Source organism: Candidatus Babeliales bacterium (genome assembly GCA_019749895.1).
Taxonomy (GTDB): Bacteria; Babelota; Babeliae; order Babelales; family RVW-14; genus AaIE-18.
In genome coordinates this window covers 108,162-133,367 of record JAIEPG010000001.1, presented here as the reverse complement: position 1 = coordinate 133,367, position 25,206 = coordinate 108,162, and the positions used below count along the sequence as shown (strand labels likewise).

The 25,206-nt window shown below is 43.3% G+C and carries 21 protein-coding genes; 9 read left to right on the top strand and 12 right to left on the bottom strand.

Going from position 1 to position 25,206, the window contains the following annotated elements; translation table 11 throughout:
- Window positions 1–6: 6 nt before the first annotated feature.
- Complete coding sequence (gene ftsY / locus K2W90_00635; GenBank protein ID MBY0352853.1) at window positions 7–900, bottom strand: signal recognition particle-docking protein FtsY; 894 nt, start codon at window positions 898–900, stop codon at window positions 7–9.
- 279 nt (window positions 901–1,179) lie between these two features.
- On the opposite strand from ftsY, the gene K2W90_00630 reads away from it, so the two are divergent.
- The 4 genes from K2W90_00630 (at window position 1,180) to K2W90_00615 (ending at window position 7,479) form a co-directional block, all read left to right on the top strand.
- Window positions 1,180–2,352 (top strand): hypothetical protein, encoded by a 1,173-nt coding sequence (locus K2W90_00630; protein ID MBY0352852.1) that lies wholly within the window; start codon window positions 1,180–1,182, stop codon window positions 2,350–2,352.
- A gap of 7 nt (window positions 2,353–2,359) precedes the next feature.
- Window positions 2,360–3,874 carry an AAA family ATPase gene (locus K2W90_00625; protein ID MBY0352851.1) on the top strand — a complete coding sequence of 505 codons (1,515 nt, stop codon included), beginning with the start codon at window positions 2,360–2,362 and terminating at the stop codon, window positions 3,872–3,874.
- An 86-nt stretch (window positions 3,875–3,960) separates the two neighbouring features.
- Window positions 3,961–5,631 carry a hypothetical protein gene (locus tag K2W90_00620; protein MBY0352850.1) on the top strand — a complete coding sequence of 557 codons (1,671 nt, stop codon included), beginning with the start codon at window positions 3,961–3,963 and terminating at the stop codon, window positions 5,629–5,631.
- 15 nt (window positions 5,632–5,646) lie between these two features.
- On the top strand, window positions 5,647–7,479 hold the full coding sequence (locus tag K2W90_00615; protein MBY0352849.1) for a hypothetical protein: 1,833 nt from the start codon (window positions 5,647–5,649) through the stop codon (window positions 7,477–7,479).
- A 77-nt stretch (window positions 7,480–7,556) separates the two neighbouring features.
- Here K2W90_00615 and K2W90_00610 read toward each other — a convergent pair whose 3' ends face one another.
- The 3 genes from K2W90_00610 to K2W90_00600 all read right to left on the bottom strand — a co-directional run bounded on the left by K2W90_00610 (window position 7,557) and on the right by K2W90_00600 (window position 9,281).
- A complete protein-coding gene (locus K2W90_00610) occupies window positions 7,557–8,051 on the bottom strand; it encodes a hypothetical protein (protein ID MBY0352848.1) in 495 nt (164 codons plus the stop codon).
- 99 nt (window positions 8,052–8,150) lie between these two features.
- Window positions 8,151–8,303: a hypothetical protein gene (locus tag K2W90_00605; GenBank protein MBY0352847.1), complete on the bottom strand. Its 153-nt coding sequence runs from the start codon at window positions 8,301–8,303 to the stop codon at window positions 8,151–8,153.
- A 414-nt stretch (window positions 8,304–8,717) separates the two neighbouring features.
- Window positions 8,718–9,281 (bottom strand): RING finger protein, encoded by a 564-nt coding sequence (locus K2W90_00600; GenBank protein ID MBY0352846.1) that lies wholly within the window; start codon window positions 9,279–9,281, stop codon window positions 8,718–8,720.
- A 568-nt stretch (window positions 9,282–9,849) separates the two neighbouring features.
- Between K2W90_00600 and K2W90_00595 the strand changes: the two genes are divergently transcribed.
- From K2W90_00595 to K2W90_00585, 3 genes are read left to right on the top strand one after another with little or no spacing between them, the layout of a single operon-like run.
- Complete coding sequence (locus tag K2W90_00595; protein MBY0352845.1) at window positions 9,850–10,830, top strand: M48 family metalloprotease; 981 nt, start codon at window positions 9,850–9,852, stop codon at window positions 10,828–10,830.
- Window positions 10,831–10,839: 9 nt separating this feature from the next.
- Window positions 10,840–11,790: a M48 family metalloprotease gene (locus K2W90_00590; protein MBY0352844.1), complete on the top strand. Its 951-nt coding sequence runs from the start codon at window positions 10,840–10,842 to the stop codon at window positions 11,788–11,790.
- A gap of 15 nt (window positions 11,791–11,805) precedes the next feature.
- Complete coding sequence (locus K2W90_00585; GenBank protein MBY0352843.1) at window positions 11,806–12,663, top strand: hypothetical protein; 858 nt, start codon at window positions 11,806–11,808, stop codon at window positions 12,661–12,663.
- A gap of 67 nt (window positions 12,664–12,730) precedes the next feature.
- Here the strand turns inward: K2W90_00585 and aspS are convergent, their stop codons facing one another.
- Window positions 12,731–14,500 (bottom strand): aspartate--tRNA ligase, encoded by a 1,770-nt coding sequence (gene aspS, locus K2W90_00580; GenBank protein ID MBY0352842.1) that lies wholly within the window; start codon window positions 14,498–14,500, stop codon window positions 12,731–12,733.
- A gap of 220 nt (window positions 14,501–14,720) precedes the next feature.
- On the opposite strand from aspS, the gene K2W90_00575 reads away from it, so the two are divergent.
- Complete coding sequence (locus tag K2W90_00575; GenBank protein MBY0352841.1) at window positions 14,721–15,146, top strand: hypothetical protein; 426 nt, start codon at window positions 14,721–14,723, stop codon at window positions 15,144–15,146.
- Between the two features lie 64 nt (window positions 15,147–15,210).
- On the opposite strand, the gene K2W90_00570 is transcribed toward K2W90_00575, so the two are convergent.
- From K2W90_00570 to K2W90_00545, 6 genes are all read right to left on the bottom strand, one after another.
- On the bottom strand, window positions 15,211–16,278 hold the full coding sequence (locus K2W90_00570; GenBank protein MBY0352840.1) for a sulfite exporter TauE/SafE family protein: 1,068 nt from the start codon (window positions 16,276–16,278) through the stop codon (window positions 15,211–15,213).
- A 132-nt stretch (window positions 16,279–16,410) separates the two neighbouring features.
- Window positions 16,411–17,967 (bottom strand): hypothetical protein, encoded by a 1,557-nt coding sequence (locus tag K2W90_00565; protein ID MBY0352839.1) that lies wholly within the window; start codon window positions 17,965–17,967, stop codon window positions 16,411–16,413.
- A gap of 23 nt (window positions 17,968–17,990) precedes the next feature.
- Window positions 17,991–18,791 (bottom strand): 2'-5' RNA ligase family protein, encoded by an 801-nt coding sequence (locus K2W90_00560; GenBank protein ID MBY0352838.1) that lies wholly within the window; start codon window positions 18,789–18,791, stop codon window positions 17,991–17,993.
- Window positions 18,792–18,808: 17 nt separating this feature from the next.
- Window positions 18,809–20,311: an FAD-dependent oxidoreductase gene (locus K2W90_00555; GenBank protein MBY0352837.1), complete on the bottom strand. Its 1,503-nt coding sequence runs from the start codon at window positions 20,309–20,311 to the stop codon at window positions 18,809–18,811.
- Window positions 20,312–20,398: 87 nt separating this feature from the next.
- Window positions 20,399–20,839, bottom strand: a complete 441-nt coding sequence (locus K2W90_00550; GenBank protein ID MBY0352836.1) for a hypothetical protein — start codon at window positions 20,837–20,839, stop codon at window positions 20,399–20,401.
- Window positions 20,840–20,869: 30 nt separating this feature from the next.
- Window positions 20,870–21,244, bottom strand: coding sequence for a hypothetical protein (locus K2W90_00545; GenBank protein ID MBY0352835.1), 375 nt, complete (start codon window positions 21,242–21,244; stop codon window positions 20,870–20,872).
- A gap of 148 nt (window positions 21,245–21,392) precedes the next feature.
- On the opposite strand from K2W90_00545, the gene K2W90_00540 reads away from it, so the two are divergent.
- On the top strand, window positions 21,393–22,661 hold the full coding sequence (locus tag K2W90_00540; GenBank protein ID MBY0352834.1) for a serine hydroxymethyltransferase: 1,269 nt from the start codon (window positions 21,393–21,395) through the stop codon (window positions 22,659–22,661).
- On the opposite strand, the gene K2W90_00535 is transcribed toward K2W90_00540, so the two are convergent.
- Window positions 22,658–25,006 (bottom strand): hypothetical protein, encoded by a 2,349-nt coding sequence (locus tag K2W90_00535; GenBank protein MBY0352833.1) that lies wholly within the window; start codon window positions 25,004–25,006, stop codon window positions 22,658–22,660. The genes K2W90_00540 and K2W90_00535 overlap by 4 nt on opposite strands.
- Between the last annotated feature and the right edge of the window lie 200 nt (window positions 25,007–25,206).

Sequence of the window (25,206 nt, the reverse complement as noted above, 5' to 3'; positions counted from 1 at the left end):
TTTTTTTTACTCATGCAGCAAGTCATGCACGTAGTCACGCGCATTAAACTCACTAATATCTTCAATACCTTCACCAAACGCAACAAACATAATAGGCACATTAAACTGATCAATAATCGAAAAGACAATCCCACCCTTGCCGGTCCCATCAAGTTTGGTAACCACAACACCATCTAAACTGGTTGCTTCATGAAACACTTCTGCCTGGCGCAATGAATTTTGCCCCAGCATGGCGTCAACCGTCAACCACGTTGCAACCGGCAACCCTGGCAGCTGACGGTCGATAATCTTTCTCATTTTTTCAAGCTCGCGCATTAAGTTAGTTTTTGTTTGCAAGCGACCAGCTGTATCAATAATCACATGATCAAAACCGCCCTGGCTAAAACGAGTACAACCGTCAAAAATAACCGATGCTGGATCTTGATTTTCACGACCAATAAAAACTTCTACCTCTGCGCGCGTTGCCCACTCGGCCAGTTGCTGCGTTGCTGCAGCACGGAATGTGTCGCCCGCAATAAGCAAAACTTTTTTGCCTTGCTTTTTTAAACGACTTGCAAACTTGCCCACAAAGGTCGTTTTACCACTGCCATTAATGCCCACCATCAAAATAATAGGCTGCGTTGCCGCCTGCCGGCTTGGCTTTTCTAAAATCGTTTGCAGCATCTGCTCAAGCTGCTCGCGCAGTTGATCACTATTTTCGATCGTTTTATTTGAAACCTGTTCTTTAAGCTGCACAATTAAGCGCTCTGTTGTTTTTACACCAACATCAGCAACCAACAACAAATTACTCAATTCAGTAAAAAACTCCTCATCAAGCTGATTGCGCAAAAAGAGTGATGAAATTTTTTTGGTAAACCCTGCGTAAACTTTTTTTATTTTATCTTTGATAAAACCAAGCATGTAACATTCCTTGCGATAAAAAACCAAATACAACACTACGACTTTAACTCGTTATGGCCGCAAAAACAAGACCATTGTTATAGATTTCACCGTGAACTCAAGACAAAGAAAATTTATACAAAAGATTGCCAACGTGTGCAAGAAAAGAGCAATTTTTCAGTCCTCTTATTTTTTAATTGATTCTCAGTGCGAAAAGTATTGTAATATATTTTTTTGCTGATATCATGGTCCAAACATCGATAAGATTCTGATTGTAAATAAATTATTTTGGGTGGGTAAGTGTTTACAAATATAAGGTCGGCCGTTATTAGCATCTTTGCATTGCACATCATGAGTGCCTCGGGCTTTTGCTCACACACACGTACAACGCGTGGCACTCAGGCCGACCTTGCTTTTTATCAAGACGATGCATCGCTCGATGCTTTTATTCAAGAGATTGAAGACAAAACCGCTCGCTACACCAGCGACGAATTTATCAACCACGTTCTCACTACCGAACAACGTCAAATCGACCGCCAGCAAGAATTTAACAATACATTATTGTTTGAAGTTTCCCTGCCCTTTTCACGCAACGGCATCCCTTTGCAACTGGGCGTTTATAATAAAGATATTATCAAAGCAACATTTACCGCCGCACACGTTGGCCTAGACTGGTATTTGTATCGAACGCTTGAAACGCAGTGTGTCAATGCACTTACTAATTTTTTTGTGCAACAACAAAGCTTGCCCGCACAACCCGAAGTTTTCATCTCCAACATTACCAATCGCTTACATTTTTCGTACAACACATTTAAGCAACCTGTACTTGCCAAGCTGATTGGCATGCATTTTGTAGGAAGCCAGCTTGCTTTGGCACTGCGCAACGGCCTACTGGGCAACGATACCACATTTTCATTCTTAAAAAAAAGCGAACCACTCCAAAACCCCATCCCTATTTTTTCGTTAGTTGAAGAACACATTGTTATGTTCTTGCCCTTTAATTCAGCGCAAACAAATCTTATTGAAATTGCCAACAGCCTCTTTAAACGCTGCGGCCTGATACCAGAGTTTTTTCAGTCTGCAACATTTGAGATGACTAAAGCGTTGGCTTTTCAGCTCTTATTTATTGCCTGGTTTAACAACATGGTCTTAGTTCCGGTTTGGAATCAATACGTACAAAAAAATTATCAAAGCATTAACAAGCTCGTTGCTGCCTACCAGCAACTACCCGCAACAGCACAAGAACAGCGGGCAATTATTGAAACAACCATGGCATCATTTGTGCGCACCGGCCTGCACTTTTCATTTCGCACCTGGTTTGCCCTGCGTAACAAAAAAATGGCCGAATGGAATCTTTACAGTTCCATTATTACATCGCTACCAGGCTGGTACACACTGATAAAAGGGGCTTATAACATGTATCAGCAGGCAACCCAAGACATTGACCAACCTGCCATAGCAGCTAACTCGTGAGAACATTATGAAAAAATTTATGAACAAAAATAGTTTATTGTGCTTAGTACTTTTTTTATCAAATACTACCTGGGCCGCGGGCCCACAGCTGGGTATTAACATTGGCGGCTTTACGCTCAACGCCAACGACGTTGCTACCGCCGTTACCAAATCAGCCCAAGTAATTGCCGAAGCAACGCGCTTTAAGCGCTCAGAACTTGAAAGAAAAATTAATGCACTAGAAACGCAACGCCAAGAAATCGGCGTTAAACGCGACCGTGGCCAGATGGGAAGCGCCGCGTACGAACAGGCAAGCAAAAGCATTGACGACCAAATAAAGTCATGTCGCAAAGAATTAAAAAACTTGGACCGCCGCAGTGAAAAAACCGGCGACAATGTTGAAAAAATTATTACTACTGGCTGGCAAACAGCTATGGACGTGTACCAAAAAGAACACGATCGCAAAACACAAATTGCTATTACTGCTGCCAATAAAGCGGTTGAAAATGAAGGTGCGCTGGAGCGCTTACGCTTTATTTCTGAGTTTGCAACACAACCCGAAACGCTCACACGCGCTGGTATATTTACCGTTGGCACGTGCGTACTTTTGAGCGTTGTTTATTACGGCGGCAAATTGACCTACAACTATGCGCAAGCAAAACTCGGTCGCCCTGCGCTTGCTACCAACAGCTTTCATGTTACGCTATTCGATCGTTTCAAAACATTTTTTGGATTAACAGAAACCAAAGAACAAATATTTGACGATGTTGTTTTGAGTGACGATCTTAAAAAACAATTGCATGAATTTGCACAAGATACAAAAAAAATCCCAGAAAGTAAGCTGCCCTTCCGTAACCTCTTGCTCTACGGCCCGCCAGGCACGGGTAAAACCCTGTTTGCCGAAAAACTCGCACAGTACGCCAACATGGACTATCTCTTTATTCCCGGCGGCAATTTTGCACAATTTGACCAGGGGCAAGATATTGTTGAACTCAATAAGCTCTTTGACTGGGCCGACCAGGCGCCAAACGGGCTTATTATTTTTGTTGACGAAGCAGACGCATTCTTGCACAAGCGCAGCTCACAAGATCAGCATGGCACCAAAGTAGTCAGCACTTTTTTGGCACGCACGGGGGGCTTGGCTGAAAAATGTATGTTTGTTTTAGCAACCAACAATCCAGACAATTTGGACACAGCGGTGTACAAACGCATGCACAAAAAAATTAATATCCCTCTGCCAGGAATTAAAGAACGCACAGAAATGGTAAAAATTTATTTAAATAAATTTGCTACCCAAACTAAGACAGCTACTATTTCAAGCTTAATAACAGAACAGTTTTTGCACGATACTGCCCAGCAACTTGAAGGCTTTGCAGGCCGCGATATTAAACAAATTTTTGTAGATATTCAGTACCACGTTGCTCGCACACCAGACAAAGTGCTCACGCCAGAAATTATTACGCGGGCGGTGCAAGAAAAAATCGCTGAAGAAAAAATTAGCTACTCATTGAACAAAGAATCGTTAGCGGCTGCTGCTGCCTAACAAATTCTAAAAATTCTTTACAAAAACGCACGCAAAGCGCAACGCTTATCATAGTTTTTTTTGAACCCAAAGCAGGAGTTTGAACTATGAACAAGCGTTATGCTGTGTGTGCATTTTTATTATTGTTACCACATTCACTGCAAGCAACTGAACTTGATGATCTTGCAAGTGGGCTGCAGGCTTTGAAAAGTAAATTGGCCCAGCTGGGGCAAGCGCTTGGCTCATTGGCAGTGCCAATAGCAACATCACTACCAATACCACCGCCGCCAGTAGCGCCGCCACTACCAATCATCACTTCTCCCTCACCAAAACTTACCACAACAAAAAAAGCATCTAGCCCTTCCACTACCTCACAACCAAAAGCAGATCTTATGACAGAACTGCAGAAACGCCTGGCAAGCATAAAACATGAACCTATCACGCCATTAACACTACCACCTTCAACCCCACCAAGTACCGGAACCCCACCACCGCTCACTCCACGACTGCAATTTGCAAGCAGCTCAACAGGCAAGAGCACATTAAGCTCACCAGACCTTTTAGCGGCACTTCAGACAGGAAGATCTCTGCGTACCACAGGCGGGCCGGCAAAACGCGCTACGCCACAAACAACACAGCATCTCGCAGCTATTAGAAGCGGAAAAACACTCCGTGCCACACAATCAGCAATAGTTTTACCATCAGTAGACCCAGAAGATATTGAACAAGAAATAGTCGGGCTACTCATGGATTCCTTAAATAAAATCACCAAAAAAAATGACCTAAAACAATTTGTCTATCATTTCACCACAAAGCTAAAAAACATCTCGGACGATGCTACAAAAATTGCCATCATAAAGCAGGCATGGAAAAAGTTTTTAGACAGATTTTTAAGCGCTCAAAATTTTGCAAAAAAATTTGAGCCCATTCTTACTGACCCAGCCGATAAATTTATGACAGCCATGGTCTATCTCGGGTTAGACCTTTTTATACTCGAAGCAGATCAAGCATCAATAGACGCCTTTAACCAAGAATTTAAAGACATAAACGGCACTGAGCAGATCTACCCTCTTTTCCAAGAAAGATTCAATGCCAAAGCTCAAGCGCTCAATGTAGACCGAGCAAAGGCACAAGAGCTTTCAAAACTGACCACGTTCATAGGTCTAAAACAAGATGATCGTAGATTATTGAACAAAGAAGAACTTCTTTACCTTGCAAATATTTGGCAAAAAAATAATCAATTATTTAAACTTTTACTCATTGATCCGACAAGGAATCAATCAACGGTAACAAGTGGCACAAAAAGAAAAATCACAAGTGAAACAATTGAAGACAACAAATTCTTGATAAGAGAACGCATCGCAAAAACACTCAATACTCGAGTAAGAAAAAATCAAATAGAATTTGACGAAGAAGAAAAAAAGATAATGAGAGCGCTTTGTATTGGCCTTCAATTGCAAAACCATCTAGAAGATGATTTTGGTAAAAAAAGAATCGCTATGCCAAAAACAATAACATTCTTGCGAGACATCACAAGCGAATCGCAAAGCAAACTAAAAAAAGTTCCCCGTCCAAAACAAGAAGTAGGAGCTACAGAACAAAAACTAAAACGTCTTCTTGACGATACCTCAGAAGAAGAAGACGACGAAGACGATATCAAAGATTGGGAAGAAGAAGAAAAACAATTACCAAAACCTCCAGCAACCCCAGAACCAGAAAGCGATTCTGACGATGACGATGAGTGGTCTGAAGAAGAAGAAGAAGAAGATAATAAATAAAAAAAAGGAAACCCTATGAACGTACGTAATGCATTCTACCTCTTACTCATCATAACAACACAAACATTAAATATTTTATCAGATGTACCACCGCCTCCCGCTCATCCTGAGCCTGTCGAAGGACCGCGACCCGCACCAACACTTTTAGATCAAATTAAAGAACGGCCAACATTACGACCCGTTGAACAACCACAAGAAAAACCTAAATCAACGCATGATGATATGCTTGAGCAAATTAGACGCGGGCCCAAGCTACGTAAAACTCCCACACCCGAACAAACATTAGCAGTACCAACTTCACCACTTTTGCCAATTCACGAGGTAACAGCAGCAGAAGTAGCGCAAGCACTCAAGCACTACGTTGCACAACAACAACACAATCTTCTTGAAAAAAGTAAACAAAAAATTATGAACGACTCGGTACTTGCATCACGCGTGCACACAGCTCTGGAAAGATTGCAAAAACCAGAACAAACGCTCAGAGCCGTTGACGCTATCAATTGGAATGCAGACAATGAACCACTGGTTAACGCACTCAACAACCCTGATTTTGTTCATGAACTTTTTAGCACCTTGTCGCATGAGCAACTCAAAAAACTGCAAGATATACTCCAAGACAAGCTTGTTGCAAATACCGCTTTTTTTAAAAGAACAAAAATAACAACAGAAGACGAGCGCGAAAACATGCTTGCAATTGTGCGTGAAATTATAAAAGCTCGCAACTCTCTTGAAAAAATAAAGAACCAAGAACAAGAAAAAATAGCGCAATTGAGCAAAGCACTTGATGATCTGTTTGAACTGCAAACAACGTATGCCGTTATTACCACCTGCCAACAACTTGTCGATTCTTTTCAAAATATTCCAGACTTTTCAGACGCACAACGCAATGAAAAAATAAAACAATTGGACGCAGCAACGGCAATGATTCGCGCTAATCGCGTAGAAAAACTGTGGAAAACAGATCTACTGGATTATTTAGTAAACGGCGCGGTAGATTTTGCTGCACTTAAAAATGATTTGGCAGACCCCATTTTACGCAGTTGTGCAAAATTAAGCGATCAAGAAACATACCAACGCATGAACGCCTTGCTCAACTTATTTATTGCCGGCCAAGAAGTTAAAGACAGCACATCAGCAATTGTACAAAAGTTGCACGCAGTCTCAAATACCTTAAGCATTAAACAATTTGTTAGTTGCTTTACACAAAATATTGCAACATTAGAAACGGCTACTCAAGTGGCCGCCACGCACCAAGCATGGAATGAATTTTTAGCAAAACTTTCTACCGCTCAAAAATTTATACCTACCATGGCATACCTTGGCATTGCTCAGCTTATGCTGACTAACGACCAATCAGCGATTCAAAATTTTAATAATGAATTTAGAAAAACTGTTGCTACAGATTTATATGATTTTTTCAAAAAGAGCTTTGATGCAAAAGTTACCCAACTTGGTATTAGTACAGAAAAAATACAAAGCTTTGCAACACTCAACAACTTTGTGACCACACGAGCAGCCAAAACACCACTACCCGCACTGCAAAAAAGCGAATTTTTGTACCTGGCTGATACGTATAAACAAGAGCGTGATGTTTTTAATTTCTTAAAAAAACAAGATGTAGAAACAATCAAAAAAATGCTGGAAAAAAGTCTTACTCTTAAAAGTCTTGGCTTTAACGCCGACGAACAAACGCGAGCAAAGTTTTTGTGCGAACAACTGAATATCACCAAAAATCTAGATGATCGAGCACGCGAACAACTTGGTATGACACCACAAAGAAACTTTTTAGATGATATTAGAAAAGGGATAAAATTGCGACCAACAAGAGATGTCACAAACAACGAGTAACATACAAAAAAGAAAAAGGCCGCTTGCAAGAATCAGCAAGCGGCCTTTTTCTTTTTTTATAAAAAATTTTCTAAAAATTATAGTCCACGACTTGGAAAATATTTTGCAAAAGGACCAGCTTGGCAAATTGGACATTTTTTTTCTGCATTCCATGCCAAAATTTCATTTGCACACGGTGTACAAAAAACATGCCCACAAGCCAAAATAGCAATGACGTCACCCTTTTGAAAATAAAGAGGGCAATTTGATCGTGAACAATTGTCTTGAAGATGTATCTCGTCAGGCAATGGTGCATTTTCATCAGCTTGGTCCAGAAGAGCCTTTGGAGCTGGTTGTTCAGGCGCAGGCATAGTTAACCGCTCCCACAAACCACTCGCACCAGCAACAATGCTGCCCCACAGTCCCGGACCTTCTTCTTGCTGATCTTGAGCTTGCTGCCCATCTTCCTCAAGCTGTACCTCCTGATAATATGCTTCGTCATCGCTACCAAACTGACCTGCCGCACCATAAACCTGCGCACAACTAATCATCACTACACAAGCCAACACTAAACGTAACATTCGCTTGGTCATAGTTCTTCTCCCTTGCAATAATACACGCATAAAAAAACTTTTCTGTGCGCAGCATATCACGCACCAGTATCTCTAAACAAGCAAAGATAGTAAAAAAAATTATTCAGATTTCCAGAGAAGTCGTGAGAAACAATTAATAGCCATTCTGCAAACAGAACATCGCGGTTGATAGCTTAAGGCGGTATTGGCACATTCAACACAAAAAATATGCCCACATTTAAAGGCAGCAATAATATCCTCGCCTTCAAACAAATTGGGCACTCAGTCTGACAAAACTTTGAATCTTCCAACAAGAGAGAAGCCTCAGCAGCCTGGTCGGCAAAATCACCAATCTGATTTGGCGTTGGAATTGGATCGCGCAGGTTCATGTACGCTGTCACTACCCAGTCATAAACAGGACCAAGTATCTTGCTCAAAAAAACTAAGAAACAATTAACGTCTTGCGGCCGCTCTTCTTCGGACATAACAACCCGGTTACCAGATCTTTCGGGCACAAAAAATCTTTTTACTCTTACAGCCCAACCAGAACCCTGCCGCTGCTCATGGTGCTCATAGCGAACCGCACCGAGCAAACAGACAAAGCTTGTCATCATAAAACAACATGACAACACAATCAGCAAACACCGTGCCATAGCCTACCTCCTCAAGAACTACTCCGAACTCCCGTTAGTTTTTTTTGAGGTTATCAGACCAAAAAGAAATTTTGCGATACTTTTCTGTTTTTTCATCGCGACAGTTCGGACATTTTTTTGCTTGATAGCTTAATGCTTGGTTGGCACACTCAACACAAAAAATATGCCCACAACGAAAAACGGCAATATCACTACCGTCACCAAATGCTTCAAAACAAATTGAGCATTGTTCTGTATAAAGAATAGTTGTTGGCAACGGCGCGTTGTTACTTGAGAAATCTGAAATTTTTTCCGGCGTTTGAATAGCTTCTGGTTGAGCTTGAAACAGCGCGTTAACCTGCTGATCAGAATTATCAACACCGGGCAACGCCATCGCCTGCAAAATAACTGGCATAACTAACGCTTGCAAGTCAGCAAGTAATTCTGGCGAAAAAGGAATTTCTTGACCATTATGATCAATTGGCCGCATAACCAAATCGGCACCAAGTCTAAAATAAAATGTTTCGCCAAGTTCATTGCCTGAAGACATAGCACCCTGCACACGCACACCACCAAGCATCAAAAAACCAACAAAAAATAATTTTACTAACCTTTGCATAATGTTGCTCCTCATTTTTCTTAAGTGTACCAAAAATTGAAAAATCGAGACAACACAATAACACGCATTGACAAAAAGTAAATACGTAAGCGCAATGCTGACTTGTCTTTTTTTTATTTATTTTTCAAAGACAAAACCAGCCATAAAAAAAATACTCATTATTTCTTATTAATAATTTTACCCAAAAAAGAGGGTCATAAATTTGCCTTCTAACACGCTCTTGGTTTCTTGGCAGGCTCTCAGGCAAGCCCAGGGACATCGCTCTTTTTTGACCCAAATTTTTTGCAAAAACAGGGCACCCCCACCCATCGGCCTCCAAACGGCCACCCACACCCGGCTACCGACCAACAGGCACTTTTGTACGTTTTCTACGCGCTTTTAGCACTCAATTAATACAATTTGAAATGATAGATGGCTGCAAAATAAAAACTATTACAAAGATTAAACAAACCAAACCCGTTTGCCCCTCCAACCAAACCAAGGTATACTTATAGAAGCGCTTGAAGCGGAGGTTTTTGGCCACGGGCCAAGCAAAAGGCGCATTTCTAGTAAATCCGGGGGGATTTCTATGAACAGCTCAATTCTTACACAACGTTATGCACAACGCGTACTTTGTAGCGTTGCTTTTGCACTTGCCAGCTTACTGGCAACCCCCGTGCTGTCTGCAAAAAATCCACGTACGCCGTTGCAGCAAGAATGCATAACCTTTACCTCATCATTACCCATTCCAAAAGTTCCAGACAATAAGAAAAGCTCTTTTCAAGAGCGCATGAGCAACATTCTCGATCTTGATTATTTTGATTTTTCAATTGAAGACTGGTTTTGGCTTGCTCCAACCAACGAACAAAAAACACCTCGCTTGCACGCCATGATTCAAAAAATTGCAGCCCGCCAAGGAATACCAACTCCAAAAATTTTTATTGTTAAAGAGAAATGGCCGTTTGGCGACCAAGCGTTAACATGGTCACCACGCGGACAAGAAAGCATTATCATTGTTGGCGAAGAACTTCTTTTAAACACAACCGAAGACCAAGCAGAAGCAATTGTGGCGCACGAACTAGGTCATATCAAACATAATCACAGTAAAAATCGCATCATGATGAAATATGCTTTGTACGCTTTTGCTTTTGTTTTTATGACACTGACTCTCTCTCTACCGCTGGTAGGCTGGCTCAATCCATGGGATCTTATAACATCATACCCGTGGCTTGGCGCACTCGTTAATCATGCTTACGGCTGCATTGCATCAAATCTACTGGTAATTCCAACACTCATTCCGCTCTACAACAACTATCTTAAAGCCAATGAAAAACAAGCTGACCTTGAAGCAATTGCAACAATCGACAATCCAGAAGCACTCATCGCAGCACTTAAAAAATATGACACTCAACCACACAACCAACAATCATTCTTGAGTCGAGTAGAACAGGCGCTACTCGATGATCATCCAGAAATTAAAAGCCGTATTCAGTACTGCATTCAAGAAGCAAAAAAAAGAAATGCGCATCAGTTTAATCATTTTGCCATACCCGCTGCCGCAGCGGCTTAGAGAAAAATTATGAAGATAGTTAAAAAACTTACAAACCTTACAACACTCGTACTCGTTTTTTTGGCAACCACACAACCATACGCTTACAACGTAGCAAGCGGCGACAATAACATGAGCGAAGCAGGCATGTTATTTGTTAACCAAAATCTTACAAACGACTACCTCAATCTCTATCGCGAACACAGCAAAAAAAATGATCAAACCAACAGCACCACGGCAAAATTGCGCAGAAAAATTGGCCTTATGACTGCTGATCAAAACAATGCACCAACGCTGTACGCTATGGTCGAAAAATATGCAACCAAGCTTGGTATTGAAGTTCCAAAAATTCTCATAACAACGCATGAATCACTTGTACAAAAATGGGTGATTTGTTCGCCAGCCGCAACATGGTCGTTAACACAGAGTAAGGCTGTTATTATAGTCAGCAACGAGCTCTTACAATATTCAAACACTAACGAAGTTGAAGCGGTTATTGCACATGAACTTGCTCACATAAAACACAACCACGTTCCTAAAAAAATGGCACTTCATTGCGCGCTGTTTTGTTTCTTTTCATACGTTGTACCACTGTACGTGCCCGGAACCATCTTTTCATATGTATGCTTGGATATTTCGTGGCTTCCAGAAATTTTGCAACCGTGCCTGCTCAACATTAAACCACTGTTACTTGCCACATTCCCACTCACCAGCGGCTACTCACGAGCAACAGAAAAAGAAGCAGACACAACAGCAATGTCAATTCTTGAAAAGCCAGAAGGGCTGGTAACATTTTTTGAAAAAATCGCACCATACTGCCCACACTATGAAACAACCTGGGAAAAAATTACGTATTATTTTAGCACGCACCCAGAAAATCGCGAACGCATTAAGTACTGCACACAGGCAGCACAAGCCCCTTCGAGACGCTCTTCGAGCTCCTCAGGGTGGTCGGGAGCAGAAGCTGCAGCAGCAGCGTAATTTTAGGAGAAAATTATGAACATTTACAAAACGTTCTCACGCACAGCAGCGCTAGCGCTGCTGTTACTTGCCACCACGCAAACACACACGCAGGGTCTAGCATTTGCCCCACAAGAAGCATCTACTTTTTGTGATGCCATATTAGAAAAAGAATATAAGCAGATTTGCGACAGACAAGACATGTTTAAATTCACTCCAATCGAAGGCGCTCTGTGTACCAACAAAACCAACGCTCCAGTTCTTTATGCGATGGTTAAAAAATATGTTCAAAAACTTGAGTTACACACTACACCAAAAATTTACATTACAAAAGACGACATTACCAACAATACCAACGTAATCAAGTATGGCGTAGATCTTATTGCTATAAACAAAAAGCTCATGCAGGCAGTAACTATTGAAGAAATGGACGCACTTATTGCTCTTAGCTGTGCATTCATAAAGCATAGCGCTCAAGAACAAAAAGATTGTTTTAATTTTTTAAAATTCTTAACACCTCTCGGTGCCCTGACTTTGGACCTACATTATTTGAAAAATGAAGGGGCTTCTTATTTCTTTACCGTCCTTCCACACATGGTATCTGCTGGCGAATGGGTCTGTGATACCATCATGCCTCCTGCATTGCTTGCCATATGGACAATTGCAGCTCTTTCAGCATTCTTAGTCTTAAAAAGAAACATCAAATCCGGCGAAAAAGAAATTAACAATGCGACACATGCACTTGTTGAAAACAAACAAGTTTTTGCTTCATTGCTCGGAAAAATTGTAGCACTCACACCACAACAAAAATCATACTGGCAGACTATCAAAAACTTTTTTAGTAACTCAGAAGATATTCAACAACACCTACTTCACATAGCAAACATCAAATAAGCTTATAACCTAAGCAACAAAAAAGGCCTCCAAAATTTGGAGGCCTTTTTTGTTGCTTAGGTTATTTTTATTTCTCAGCAATAATCTTAATACCAAGCTCACGCAACTGCTTGCCGTCAACCGGCGATGGGCTTTCCATCATCAAGCAACTCATCTTTTGCGTTTTAGGAAATGCAATAACATCGCGAATAGAATTAGTCTGGCCAAGAATCATCATGATGCGGTCAATACCAAAGGCAAGACCACCTTCTGGCGGATAGCCGTACGTTTGCGCTTCAAGCAGGAAGCCAAACTTTTGTTGCGCCTGCTCTTCACTCAAACCAATAATTTCAAAAACTTTGCGCTGAACATCGGGGTTGTTAATACGAATTGAACCACCGCCCAGCTCATAACCGTTGCAAATCAAATCATACGCGCGCGCCTTTACATCACCCACTGGCAAGTTTTCCCAACCTTCTTGCGGCGAGGTAAACGGATGATGGCAGGCATTCCAGCCCTTCTCTTCTTCGTTCCACTCAAACATAGGAAAGTCGGTAACCCAAAACAACTCGTGCTTGCTGCGGTCAATTAAATTCAGACTATTGCCCAACTCAATGCGCAACTTGCCCAAAATGCTCCACGAATGTTTGTACTCACCAGCGACTACAAAAAGCGTGTCGGCTGCCGTTAAGCCAGGTATAAACTTTTGCGCTTGTGCTAAAAAGTCAGCTGGTAAAAATTTGGCGATTGGGCTGTTTGGTGTGTTGTCTTCATTAAATCTGATGTATACCAACCCTTTGGCGCCATACTCTTTGGTGACCTTTTCTACCCAACCATCAAGTTCGGAGCGTGAAAATTTGTGATCTTTTACACACACGCCACCAATCTTGCCGCCACCTTCAACAATAGACTGCAAAAACTTGAGTCCCATTGGCTCAAATAATTTTGTATAATCTTGGATTTTAAGGTCAAAACGCATATCAGGCTTGTCAGAACCATAAAGCGCAAAAACGTCATCATACGCATAGCGCTTAAACGGTGCTTTGAGCTCAATGTTTAAAAATTTCTTCCAAAGTCCACTCAAGAATCCTTCGCATACCGTTTGAATGTCGTTTTCATCAATAAATGACATTTCAATGTCCAGCTGCGTAAATTCAGGCTGGCGGTCAGCACGCAAATCTTCATCGCGCATGCAGCGCGCAATTTGAAAGTATTTTTCAAAACCTGCTAAAATCAGCAGCTGCTTGTAGATTTGAGGGGACTGGGGCAACGCATAAAACTCACCTTGTGAGAGACGAGACGGCACCAAAAAATCACGCGCACCTTCAGGCGTACTTTTTGAAAGGATTGGCGTTTCAATTTCATAAAAGCCCTGCTTGTCCAAATACTCACGCAAATAAAGATTAACCTCGTGGCGCAAGCGCACAAACTTTTGCATTTCTGGACGGCGCAGATCGAGGTAACGATATTTTAAACGCAAATCTTCAGAAACGTTTTCAGCCTCTTCCAGCTGGAAAGGCAACGGTTTGGAACGAGCCAGCAACGAAAACTCAGTAACATTAACTTCGTACTTACCGGTTGGCATTTTGGGATTTATAGCGTCTGGTGCACGGTGCATGAGCGTGCCTTTGGCCGAAAGCACATATTCAATGCGCAGCGTGTGGGCCAGCTCCATCATGTCAGCATTAATTTCTGGATTAAACACCAGCTGCACAATACCGCTACGATCACGCAGATCGATAAAAATAACGCCGCCATGGTCGCGCCGACGATTCACCCAACCGGTCACACAAACTTCTTGCCCAACCAATGACTCTGCAACGTCTCCGCAATACACCGATCGCTTTATCAATCCCATGATCATTCCTTTAAACGAAGTAGAAAAAATTACTTTGTTGATCAGTTTAGCAGCTTTTGCACAAAAGAAAAATAGCACAACGCCCCACTTCTCCAGGCTTTAACAGTCCTGCGCAGGCGCACGCACCCATGCCCCAAAAACCATAAATCATTGCTATCTGAAAACCTTCGGGCGTACACTCAGAAAAATTAAGGGGCCGGAACTAAACGAGGGGATTTTTATGAAGATAGCTCACACGAGTTTGCTACTATTTTTTGTTTGCTTTTCTGTTTCACTTTTTGCGGGCGAGCCTACCGCCAGGCGAGGCGCTGCACAAAAGCAAACCCGCACACAAACTTTGCCTGACAACAAGCGCAGTGAAATTGTTCCCACCGATCTATCACCAGAAATGGCACTCCTCTTTTTTGATATTCAAAATCACATAAAAGAATTAAAAATTCAAGGAGCCGACAAAAAGACTATCTTGAAAACACTTGAACAGCATTACGGCTTGAGCGTTGTTAAAACGCTGGAAGAGTACCACCACTTTTTTGATAAAACGGCATGGGAATATGTGCGCAAAGCAGGAATTTTAGGCTGCGCATTTGCCGGCGGCTTTGCGGCATGCTTAGCCTGGTTTTATTATATTGTTATGCACATGTCATAAAAACACATTCAAAAAAAAGAGGCTCCAGAATTTGGAGCCTCTTTTTTTTGAACTAAATTAAAAGCTAGTGGACAAAAAAATCTTTGAGCGCATAACCAAGCCAAGCAAGCGCACCCAAGCTTGTCAGCAAACCAACAATCAGCTTAAAGCGATTGCGGCTCGCACTCACCACAAAGTAAATACCGGCGGTAAGTAAAATTAAACCGTAGCCAAGGGAAGAACCAAAATCACCAAACCATGGCGTTAAAAAGTAAACACACGCGCCCAGCATGCCAAAACCCATCACGCGTTTAACTTCAATCATCCATTCACCGGAACGTGGTAACAGCGCCAACGCACCAGAAAACGTGCCAATCAAAACTAAAACAATACCCATGCCAATTGAAAATAAAAACAGAATTAAAAAACCAGCAACCGGACTGCCAAGCTTTGCCACAATTGTTAACAACACAGCCAGTGCCGGCGTTATGCACGGCGAAGCAAACGTGCCCGAGATCATGCCAAACAAAAAAATCTTGGCCAAAGAACCCTGCGGTCGCACGTCAGTATTTACTGAAAAAAAACGCGGTACGTACAGTTCATAAAAACCAAAGAGTGAAAAGGCCATGTACAAAAAGAAGATAACAATCAACAGCAAAACCCACGGGTTGGCAACCCAGTTGCCAAAGAGCACCGAGGCCGTGGCAGCAAAATAACCCAACGATGCATACACCGTTGAAAGGCCAAGAACATACACCAGCGCCGACAAAAAATTACGCTTCAAGCTCACCGCCGACTGCATTTGCAAAACACTGACCGTGATGGGAATCATTGGGTACACGCACGGCGTGAAGCTGGTCATGAGACCGGCGAAAAATGCCAAAATTAACAAGTAAAAAATTGAACCTTTTTGGTCGGCTGTTTGCTTAAGTATATCAATTACGCTGCGCGATTTTGTTTCTTGTGCTGCTGATGCTTGAGGAGCCGGCAGCACCTCGGCACCCTCTTCTGGCGCGCTATCCGTGCGTGCACTTTCCGCACGCACGCTTGCTTCTTGCTCATGAACTTTTTGCGCAGCAACATATGCGCCACCAGCACTGGCCATCATGAACATCGAAATTACGGCAACCTTTACCATATCTGTTACATTCATCGCTTATCCTTTCTCGTTTGAAAAAAATGAGGTAACAGAATTACGGTACTAAAAAATGCGGTGCAAACGCAAGAGTTGAGCGTTTTGCACCGCATAGTAAAGATTTCTTAAGGCACTAAAGACCAAGCACCATCAGCACGATGAGTGAAAGAAACCAATAACTTTTCTGCCTTCTTTCACCAGCTTGTTGTAGGTATAAATTGCACTTCCTGGTTTGTTAAGATCATAAGAAGATGGCTGATCATATGGGCCGTTTCGCTCAATTGTTCTTTGGACAATTACCTCTTTACCTTGGCTCAACAAATAACGCACGGTACCATTTGTTGCACAACCAGAATCAGGATCGATAGTTCCAGCTGTCGCTGGATCAAAAGCCATCTTGGTAGCAGTTGGATTACCATCCTTATCACACACCGTACTATCTGGCTTCACCCAAATATCACCTTGCGGATTAATACCATCAAAGTGCGTCCACAATACATTGTCGACCCCGCACGAGATAACAAAAACATCCGCCACTGGCAAGTACGCTTGAACGTCAAGCGCCCTAACCCCCGGATTATAGCCATGAGTTATGCCCTTTTTAGCCACTCCGCCAACAACTACGCCTACGTTACTCTTAAACTCCAGAAAATTCCACCTTTTTGAGTTGCCGTCTGGTCGTAGCACACAGTCACCAGTTATCACCGTATCGCCAGGGCTTCCATCACCTAGAGTTTGATAGGTCTTTACAGAGCCATCGGTATTTTTGACCGTAATGTGATCCCATACAAATCCTGTAATGAGAGGTCCTTTTACCGTTGCAGGCGTCGGAGCAAGTGTTTGCAAACTCTGCGCCAATGCTGCCAGTTTGGTTTTGAGGGCTTCCAGAGATTTTTTTAAGCTTTTGAGTTTAATTGCAGCAATAATTTCAGTTAAATTTTTGCTGCCTGGACCAACGTCAGCAAGCGCTACCTTGGGACTCGTAATGCTGTAGTTCATGATGTTGTCGACAAACGCTGCTGAATAATATTTGCCGTTATAGAGATAAACTTCTCTACCCGCCAATCCTTTCGGATGTGCTTGTCTTATCGCAGGATTTTGTACCTTGAGCAAATCAGCATCAGTAATCCACTCAAATTCAACTTTTTCTATGTACGATCCCAACGTTGTATGCCTTGGTTGCGGGCTTGTTCCTTCTACGTACGTTTGCCAATTATTCTCCCACGCCTGACCTGCTGTCGCTTTTTTCCATAATGCGGCCTGCGTATCTTTCAATTTTTGTACCGTTGCAGTACGACCACCCAGCACCAAAACTTCTTGAGAAAGATCAACAAAATAATAATCATACAAAAACTTTGGCCCTTTTCTAGAAACAAGCAACTCTGGATCTTGATTAATTTTATCAGTAAAAAATTTCACACCAGAAACTTTTTTTGCGGGATCAAACTGCCCATCCGGATCATCATCAGTCCCAGAAAAAACCCCCATCGTTTCTTCGTGTGCTTCTTTTGCAGACGTTGCTATGCCAGCAGGCCCGCTACCACCAAAGTCATTAAATATGTCTCTTTTCATATCGTAGTATTCGTAGCCCAGCAAGAAATAAATCTGTCCACCTTCAATAATGTACGGCACCACGCCACTGCCGGCAAACAAGCAACTCTGAACAAATAAAACGATACTCAACAACAATAGAACTTTCTTCTTCATCTCATTCTCTCCAACGAAATAAACTAAAGCGTACTTAACTGCGTTGCAAGTTCTGCCAATTTGGTTTTGAGTGCTTCCAGACCTTTAGATAACTTAAGTAGCGCAATTGAGTGCTGTGCAAGTACTACACCACCATCAGCAAAAACAACCTTATCCAAGGTAAAATTTAATGGCAGCAAGAGAGGATCTCCCGAACCATTTTTGCTCGTAACATATTGATTTATTACTTCACCAACAGTCGTTGTATTCCATGTACCAAGTGTTTTTTCAAAGTTATCTTGGGTTATGCGAACCACAGAAATGTGCGGCTCAAAAAAACCTTTGAATTCCTCTACCCCAAATCCACTTAACGCCAATTTTTCTCGCAGTTTTTGCTCAAGAGCAGTAAGCGAAGCTGACAAAACTTCATAGGTTATAAATCTATTTGCCTGACCCAAAACCTTCAAATTACTCGTCTCGCACTCAAGTGCATCCTGATGAGCAACCAAAACCTCTTTGAGAATGTCATTAATTTTTTTCTTGTTATCCTCATTCAATACCACATCATTTTTGAATTGGATCACGGTAACATGTGGAGCTTGGTTACTTGCTTGCAAATAATTTGGAGCGTGGCCCCATGCTTTTTTTTTAGGAGTCTGGGCCTCAGCTGCCTCATTGTGCTTTGCTTGAAGATATTGATTGGCCGCCGTAGCCAACAAGGGCTTACGCCGCTGCAACTCAGTAACCACAGCACCAGCAGCAAGATCAAATTTAATTACTGCTACCGCATGCAGACTTGCTAAAAAAAATACGGCAATAAAAGACCATACTATTTTTATACGCATAAAACACCTATTTTTGATCAACTGCTTGCTAATATTTTAAAATTCTTTTCAAGTTCATCAGCAGGCAGCAAGCCCACCAAGCGCCCAACCTCTTGGCCATCTTTAATAAACAACAGCGTTGGCACACCGTCAATCACTTCTCCGCCAACAGCATTGGTTAATGCTTGCACATCAACTTTATTAATATCAACTTTGGCGCATGAAATATCATTGCGATACTTGCCAGCAAGTTTTTCAAAAATTGGTGCCAAGCGTTTGCACGGCATGCACCACTCGGCAGACAAATCGATAATAATTGGTTTGGATTGTTGTTGTATAAACTGCGTAATCGCTTGATTATCGTTTAACAACGCAACGGCTGGACCGGCATCAACTGCTTGTGCAGGCACCGCGCGTGGCGCGCTTGGCGCAACATCTACTGGCGTGCTTGGCACAACTTTTGGCTGTGTAAGCATGTGTGCATTAAAACCGAGATCGTCTAAAAATGCTTGTACCTGCAATGCCGCTGCACAGCCACCACCGGCAGAAGTAACTGCTTGTTTGTAAACCGGATCACACACATCGCCAGCAGCAAACACACCATCAACTGATGTTGCTTGACCATTTTTCAACACAAGGTAACCATGCGCATCAAGCTCGAGCGCGTTGGCAACTATGCCGGTGTTTGGTCGTGCACCAATTGCTAAAAACAAACCATCCATCGGACGCTTAGTTTTTGCTGTATCATTTTCAAGTGAAAGATGCGTCATGTGTTTACCATCACCATGAACTTGTGTCACACGAGTGTTGTATAAAACCGTAACGTTGGGCAATGCTAAAACTTGATCGCGTTTCTTTTTATCATTCGCACGGAAATAATCTTTGCGCACCACGAGTGTTACCGAACGTGCAATGCCAGCCAAGTACGCCGCTTCAAGCACGGCAGAGTCCCCTCCGCCTACCACCACAACATCTTTTCCTTTGCACAAGCCACCATCGCACACGGCGCAGTTGGTAACACCCTTGCCCCAAAACTCTTGCTCACCAGGAATACCAAGATAGTTTGGCTCAGCGCCGGTAGCAACAATGCAACTCAATGCTTTAATGGTGCGCGTAGCGTTGGTGTTAACATCGCGCACGTCAAGCTCAAACGGCCACGCATCAAACCGCACACTTGTTACACTTTCGGGCAACACGGTAGCGCCATAATGCACTGCCTGCTCACGCAAACTTTTCATAATATCGGCGCCCGGTGCATCAAGAACGCCTGGCCAGTTGCGTACTGATGGTGATTGTGCCAACGCGCCGCCCGGCTTTGGACCTTCTAAAACAACGGTAGGAACATTTGCTTGTACCAAATAATTTGCTGCCGTAAAACCAGCAATGCCACCACCCAGCACCACAACGGGATAGGTAACTTGATCAAATGAAACGTGCGCCAGTTGGTAACTGCGCTTAGCTTGCTTGCTCACTTGATCGGCCTGAAAACAGCCTGAGAAAAAAGTAAGAACGAAGGCACACGAAACAATCTTTTTATACATAAAAACCTTTCTGGAAACAAAATAAAAAAGCCTGCTAGGAATTTAACCTAACAGGCTTTTTTATTTTGAGAAAGATTTCTTATTTTTTTATTCTTCGTCAGAACCAGCAACTGCAAGCTCAGGCCGACTCAATGAGTTTGCATCACGAGCAGGCATTGATCCTTCATGCATTCTGCCACGACCTCTGCCTTCGTGTCTGCCCCGTCCATGGCCTCTCTTTTTGCCACGACCAGAGGCTCGTAAATTTCTTACGTGATCTTCAAGTTCATTGATACGCTCTTTCAAACGTTTTACTTCGTCGGCAAACGATGCTTCAAGACGACGCATTGCGTCCCACACTGAATTAAGAGCACCGCTGTTGTCGCCGCTTGAACCACTGCTGCGTGGCGCAGTCACCGCACTACCCACAACGCTCCCAAGCATACTGCCGCCAAAACCGCCAATGAAAGCATCACCACCACCGCGACGAGCATGAACTTGGCAGGCTGCCAAACTAAGTAGTCCAAGAAGCATAATTTTTTTATTCATAATTCTGTCTCCCTAATTTTTTTATAGTTCTTAGCGTTTTTTTACAATCAAAAAGCCAAGCCCGATAACCGCAATAATCAAGGCAATGACCAAACCAAACAAGAAGTTAAACATGTTGCCACCACCCATTTTGCGCTTAAGCTCTTCGTCACGCACTTGGTTTTCTAAACGTTGTACACGCTCACGCTCTTGATCGCGACGCAACTGTTCAGTTTCTTGACGCGCACGAGCCGCATCGTCTGACGCACGATTTGAGTTACCGCTCACAATTGCCGACGTTGCAATACCGCCAATCATGCTGCCCGCAAGAGCACCACCAAAAGCGCTACCACCACTGCCGTGCCGTGCATAAAGACCGGAAACCGATACAGCAACGGCAATAACTGCTAATAAAATTTTCTTCATAACATATCTCCCTCGATAGTGTTAAAATTAATCAACATTCAAATTTTGGCATGTTAAGCTCGCCTTCAACTGTTGTCTACTTTTAAGATAGCCAACTTCATTACAAATAGTCAATAATATTTAAAAAATGTTGACCCGTGGAGACTTTATGAAGACACAAGCCAACCAAAAAAGCCAAGCAATCAGTCATGTTTTCGATCTGATCGACCAAGAAAAAAGGCGCCAAGAAGAGACTATCTGCCTGATAGCCTCAGAAAACTACGCCAGCCCGCAGGTTTTAGAGGCCTCCGGCTCGGTCTTGACCAACAAATATGCCGAAGGCTACCCCGGCAGGCGTTATTATGCCGGCTGCCAGGTAGTGGACGAAGTTGAAAATGCCGCACGCGACCTGGGCAAGCAGCTCTTTAACGCCGAGCACCTCAACGTTCAGCCCCACTCAGGCTCATCGGCCAACTTTGCGGTTTATATGAGCAAGCTCAAGCCGGGCGATACGGTGCTGGGCATGCACATCAACGCCGGCGGGCACTTGACCCACGGCCATAAACTCAACTTTTCTGGCAAACTTTTTAACTTTGTGCCATACGGCGTTTCGCCCGAAGATGAGCGCATTGATTATGACGAGCTTGAAATTTTGGCCAACCAGCACCAGCCTAAAATGATTGTTGCCGGCGCTTCGGCCTATTCACGCTTTTTAGACTTTAAACGTTTAGCACAAATCGCTACCGACAACCACGCACTATTGCTGGTAGACATGGCACACATTGCCGGCCTGGTGGCCGCGGGCGTGCACCCAAACCCAGTTCCCTATGCCGATATTGTTACCAGCACCACCCACAAAACGTTGCGTGGCCCGCGCGGTGGCATGATTTTGAGCAAGGCTGACCACGCGCCCGACATCGACCGCACTATCATCCCTGGCACACAAGGCGGCCCACTGATGCACGTGGTTGCAGCTAAAGCGGTTTGTTTTGCCCAAGCGCTTGAACCAAGCTTTAAAACGTATCAGGAACAAGTGGTAAAAAATGCCAAAGCCATGGCACATGCATTTGGCCAACTTGGCTACCGCATTGTTGCTGGCGGCACCGATAATCATTTATTTCTTGTTGATCTGCAGCCAAAAAATAGCTCAAGTTCAATCATAACCATTACAGGAAAATTGGTTGAAGAAACGCTGGAAAAATGCGGCATCATGTTAAACCGCAACTTGATTCCGTTTGATACGCAAGGGCCCATGATTGCGAGCGGTATCCGCATTGGCACGCCGGCAGTTACCACGCGCGGTTTTAAAGAGCACGATGTGGTTCAGCTGGTCCATTGGATTGATGAAGCCGTGCGCCGCCATGATGATGATGCTTTTTTGAAGGGGCTCAAAGCTGAAGTTAGCGCACTGTGCAAACGGTTTCCGGTGTACAACTAGCGCGCACCCTTTTCCCGCAAAAGCTTAGCAATTTGTTTTTTGCCCGTTCGCACTGCAGCAGCCAAAACACCAGGATAGTTAGGATCCGCGCCAGCAGCAAGCAACGCCTGCACTCTTTGCATACCTTGTCTGCCTGGCGCACTAACAACAGCTAAAAGCTGGTCATTTAAACTTTGTGCAGAAACTGGTGCTGGTGGTGACACAACTGAAACCACCGGTTCAGCAATTGGGTGGTAAACTGGTAACGATCGAACCGGCTCTTCAACTGAAACCGCAACAGGTTCAACAGCTTCTTCAACTACCGGCGCAATTGGGCCTGGAATAATTGGCGCAATTGGACCTGGCACTTGAGCAACTGGCGCAGCTGCGCCTGGTACTGACGGCTCAACAATTGGCTGAACACCCATTTCTCGATGGAGCCTTGCTCCAACACTTTGTTGCGCACTATTAAAAGCATTATTCAATGCAGCAACGTCAAGTGGGGCAAAATTCCATGGACGCGCAACATCAGCACCACCCATTTCCAGACCATCCCACCTAAAAGCCCAGGCGGTGCCATTAACTTCAAATTTTAACGAAACCCATTGCTTCCATTCTCGCTGTTCGTTTTTGTACGCTTGGCTTGCAATTAAAACATTGCGCAGGGTAACCTGCTCACCAGCACCCAACGCTACTTCAAGCGGATGCGGACTCTCTACCCCTTGGCTGGCCCGCACGGCCTCAAGCATGGCGGTAATATCGTTATTACCAACCACTTGATCAATCGCAAAAGTTTTTACGCTCTGACGACGCGCAACGTCAAAAAAACCATCACGAATGGCATGCAAAACACCGTTTGCTTTGCGCAAAGCTTGCACTTCAAAACGCTTTAGATAATGCGTTCCTTCGCCGCGCACCATAGAAACAATGGTAGGATACAAATTACGGCTGAGCGGCGGGGCTAAATCACCAGCTTGCTGCAAAGCAGAAAGTCGCGGGAAAGCACCAGGGTTACTTGCAACAACACTTAAAACGTCCTTATTTTCAACCAAAAACTCAAGCAACGTTGGCAAATTTTGCCAATAATGATTTTTCTTGCTCCAGCCGGCTTGTTCTGCATCGTACGGCTTAGCATTAACCACCAGCGGTACCTGTAACACTGGGGGGTAAAAAAGAATTGCTTGCTGATTAGCCACAAACGGCAGACCGGTTTGGGTCATAATACGCGCTTCGTTGTTATCAAGAACATTCACATCATTATCAATTTCTTCGGTTTGAAAGGCAGCACTACCCGGCAGCCACACTTGTGGATACATAGAAATGTTGTGCACCGAAAACGGACGCGGCTCAATGGCCACAACACCTTTAAGCAATGCATTAAGAGCAGCCTTGCCATAATCCACACGCGCAGCACGGTCAAAAATTTTAGGGTTCCATTGCAACGACATTTCATACGTCGTTCCAATGGGCGCATCGGTAACTGCATTACTAATCAAAATATAATCGTGATCGGGGCGCACATTAAGCTCGTCCATTTCTATAATACCAACGTGTCTACCACCAGCACTACACGTTCTTAACATAACCACACCAGCTTTAAAGTGTGTAGTTAAAAGATCTAGAGTTGTGCGCGTAGCATCAATAGTCATACCACAAATGGTACCACCACGCTTAAAATTACCATGCCCATGAATGAGAACGTCAAAAACGTACAGCGGATTATTTTGAAAAATTGTTGCTAATTCAGTACCATTATAAGGAATAGCAGCCTTACGCGGCATAGCACCTCTAAAAGGTTCTCTGTGTGACATATCAACCTGAAAACCTGCAATTTGGGTAAGTAAAGCCCGATAATCATTACCTCTTTGCGGCAATAACTTGGTTAAATCTCTAAAATTTTCCGACTTAAAATGATCAAAGCCATAAATATTTTTGTAGACACGGGGAACCAATAAAAATAACGGCGTTCCAACAACATCGTACATCGACCATTCTGACTGGTTAAGAGCTGCTCCGCGCATATTTTTTTTGTTCTTTCCCTGATACTTGCGCGTTAAAAAATTGTACAAAATTGACGTGGTAACAACAATTGGATAAAAACCCAATTGCAGAGAAGCGGTCAAATTCCACGTCACATTACCAACTGCACCAGTAGGATATTCTTTCGATTGGGACTGCAAAGCCTGCTCGTCAATGAGCATCAGCAAAGGCGAATGCAACTCGGCCCCTGCCGCTTTCAGTGCTTTCAAATTTGCCGGCTCATAGTAACCAAGCCCAGCTTGCACCGAGCCAACCGTTGTTGCAATCAGCACTGCCAGCACCAATAACCAGCCCAGCACACTGCGCACTGTTATACCTGCCTTCATAACAAATCCCCTTTTTCAAAAGTCTCAATATCCAAAAAATGGGCACTAAGCGCCCACGATAATATACTACTTTTTATGATAGAGGATTTAGTTGCAAATAGTCAATAACACAGAAGGGTGCCAAATAATAAGCAACAACCTCACTACGGTAGAACTTTGCTAATCGAACAGAAATTGACCCTTCGAGACGCTCTTTGAGC

Coding starts and splice junctions, on each gene's coding strand:
- ftsY (MBY0352853.1), bottom strand. CDS start 900: ATGCTTGGTTTTATCAAAGATAAAATAAAAAAAGTTTACGCAGGGTTT.
- K2W90_00625 (MBY0352851.1), top strand. CDS start 2,360: ATGAAAAAATTTATGAACAAAAATAGTTTATTGTGCTTAGTACTTTTT.
- K2W90_00620 (MBY0352850.1), top strand. CDS start 3,961: ATGAACAAGCGTTATGCTGTGTGTGCATTTTTATTATTGTTACCACAT.
- K2W90_00615 (MBY0352849.1), top strand. CDS start 5,647: ATGAACGTACGTAATGCATTCTACCTCTTACTCATCATAACAACACAA.
- K2W90_00610 (MBY0352848.1), bottom strand. CDS start 8,051: ATGACCAAGCGAATGTTACGTTTAGTGTTGGCTTGTGTAGTGATGATT.
- K2W90_00600 (MBY0352846.1), bottom strand. CDS start 9,281: ATGCAAAGGTTAGTAAAATTATTTTTTGTTGGTTTTTTGATGCTTGGT.
- K2W90_00595 (MBY0352845.1), top strand. CDS start 9,850: ATGAACAGCTCAATTCTTACACAACGTTATGCACAACGCGTACTTTGT.
- K2W90_00590 (MBY0352844.1), top strand. CDS start 10,840: ATGAAGATAGTTAAAAAACTTACAAACCTTACAACACTCGTACTCGTT.
- K2W90_00585 (MBY0352843.1), top strand. CDS start 11,806: ATGAACATTTACAAAACGTTCTCACGCACAGCAGCGCTAGCGCTGCTG.
- aspS (MBY0352842.1), bottom strand. CDS start 14,500: ATGGGATTGATAAAGCGATCGGTGTATTGCGGAGACGTTGCAGAGTCA.
- K2W90_00575 (MBY0352841.1), top strand. CDS start 14,721: ATGAAGATAGCTCACACGAGTTTGCTACTATTTTTTGTTTGCTTTTCT.
- K2W90_00570 (MBY0352840.1), bottom strand. CDS start 16,278: ATGAATGTAACAGATATGGTAAAGGTTGCCGTAATTTCGATGTTCATG.
- K2W90_00565 (MBY0352839.1), bottom strand. CDS start 17,967: ATGAAGAAGAAAGTTCTATTGTTGTTGAGTATCGTTTTATTTGTTCAG.
- K2W90_00560 (MBY0352838.1), bottom strand. CDS start 18,791: ATGCGTATAAAAATAGTATGGTCTTTTATTGCCGTATTTTTTTTAGCA.
- K2W90_00555 (MBY0352837.1), bottom strand. CDS start 20,311: ATGTATAAAAAGATTGTTTCGTGTGCCTTCGTTCTTACTTTTTTCTCA.
- K2W90_00550 (MBY0352836.1), bottom strand. CDS start 20,839: ATGAATAAAAAAATTATGCTTCTTGGACTACTTAGTTTGGCAGCCTGC.
- K2W90_00545 (MBY0352835.1), bottom strand. CDS start 21,244: ATGAAGAAAATTTTATTAGCAGTTATTGCCGTTGCTGTATCGGTTTCC.
- K2W90_00540 (MBY0352834.1), top strand. CDS start 21,393: ATGAAGACACAAGCCAACCAAAAAAGCCAAGCAATCAGTCATGTTTTC.
- K2W90_00535 (MBY0352833.1), bottom strand. CDS start 25,006: ATGAAGGCAGGTATAACAGTGCGCAGTGTGCTGGGCTGGTTATTGGTG.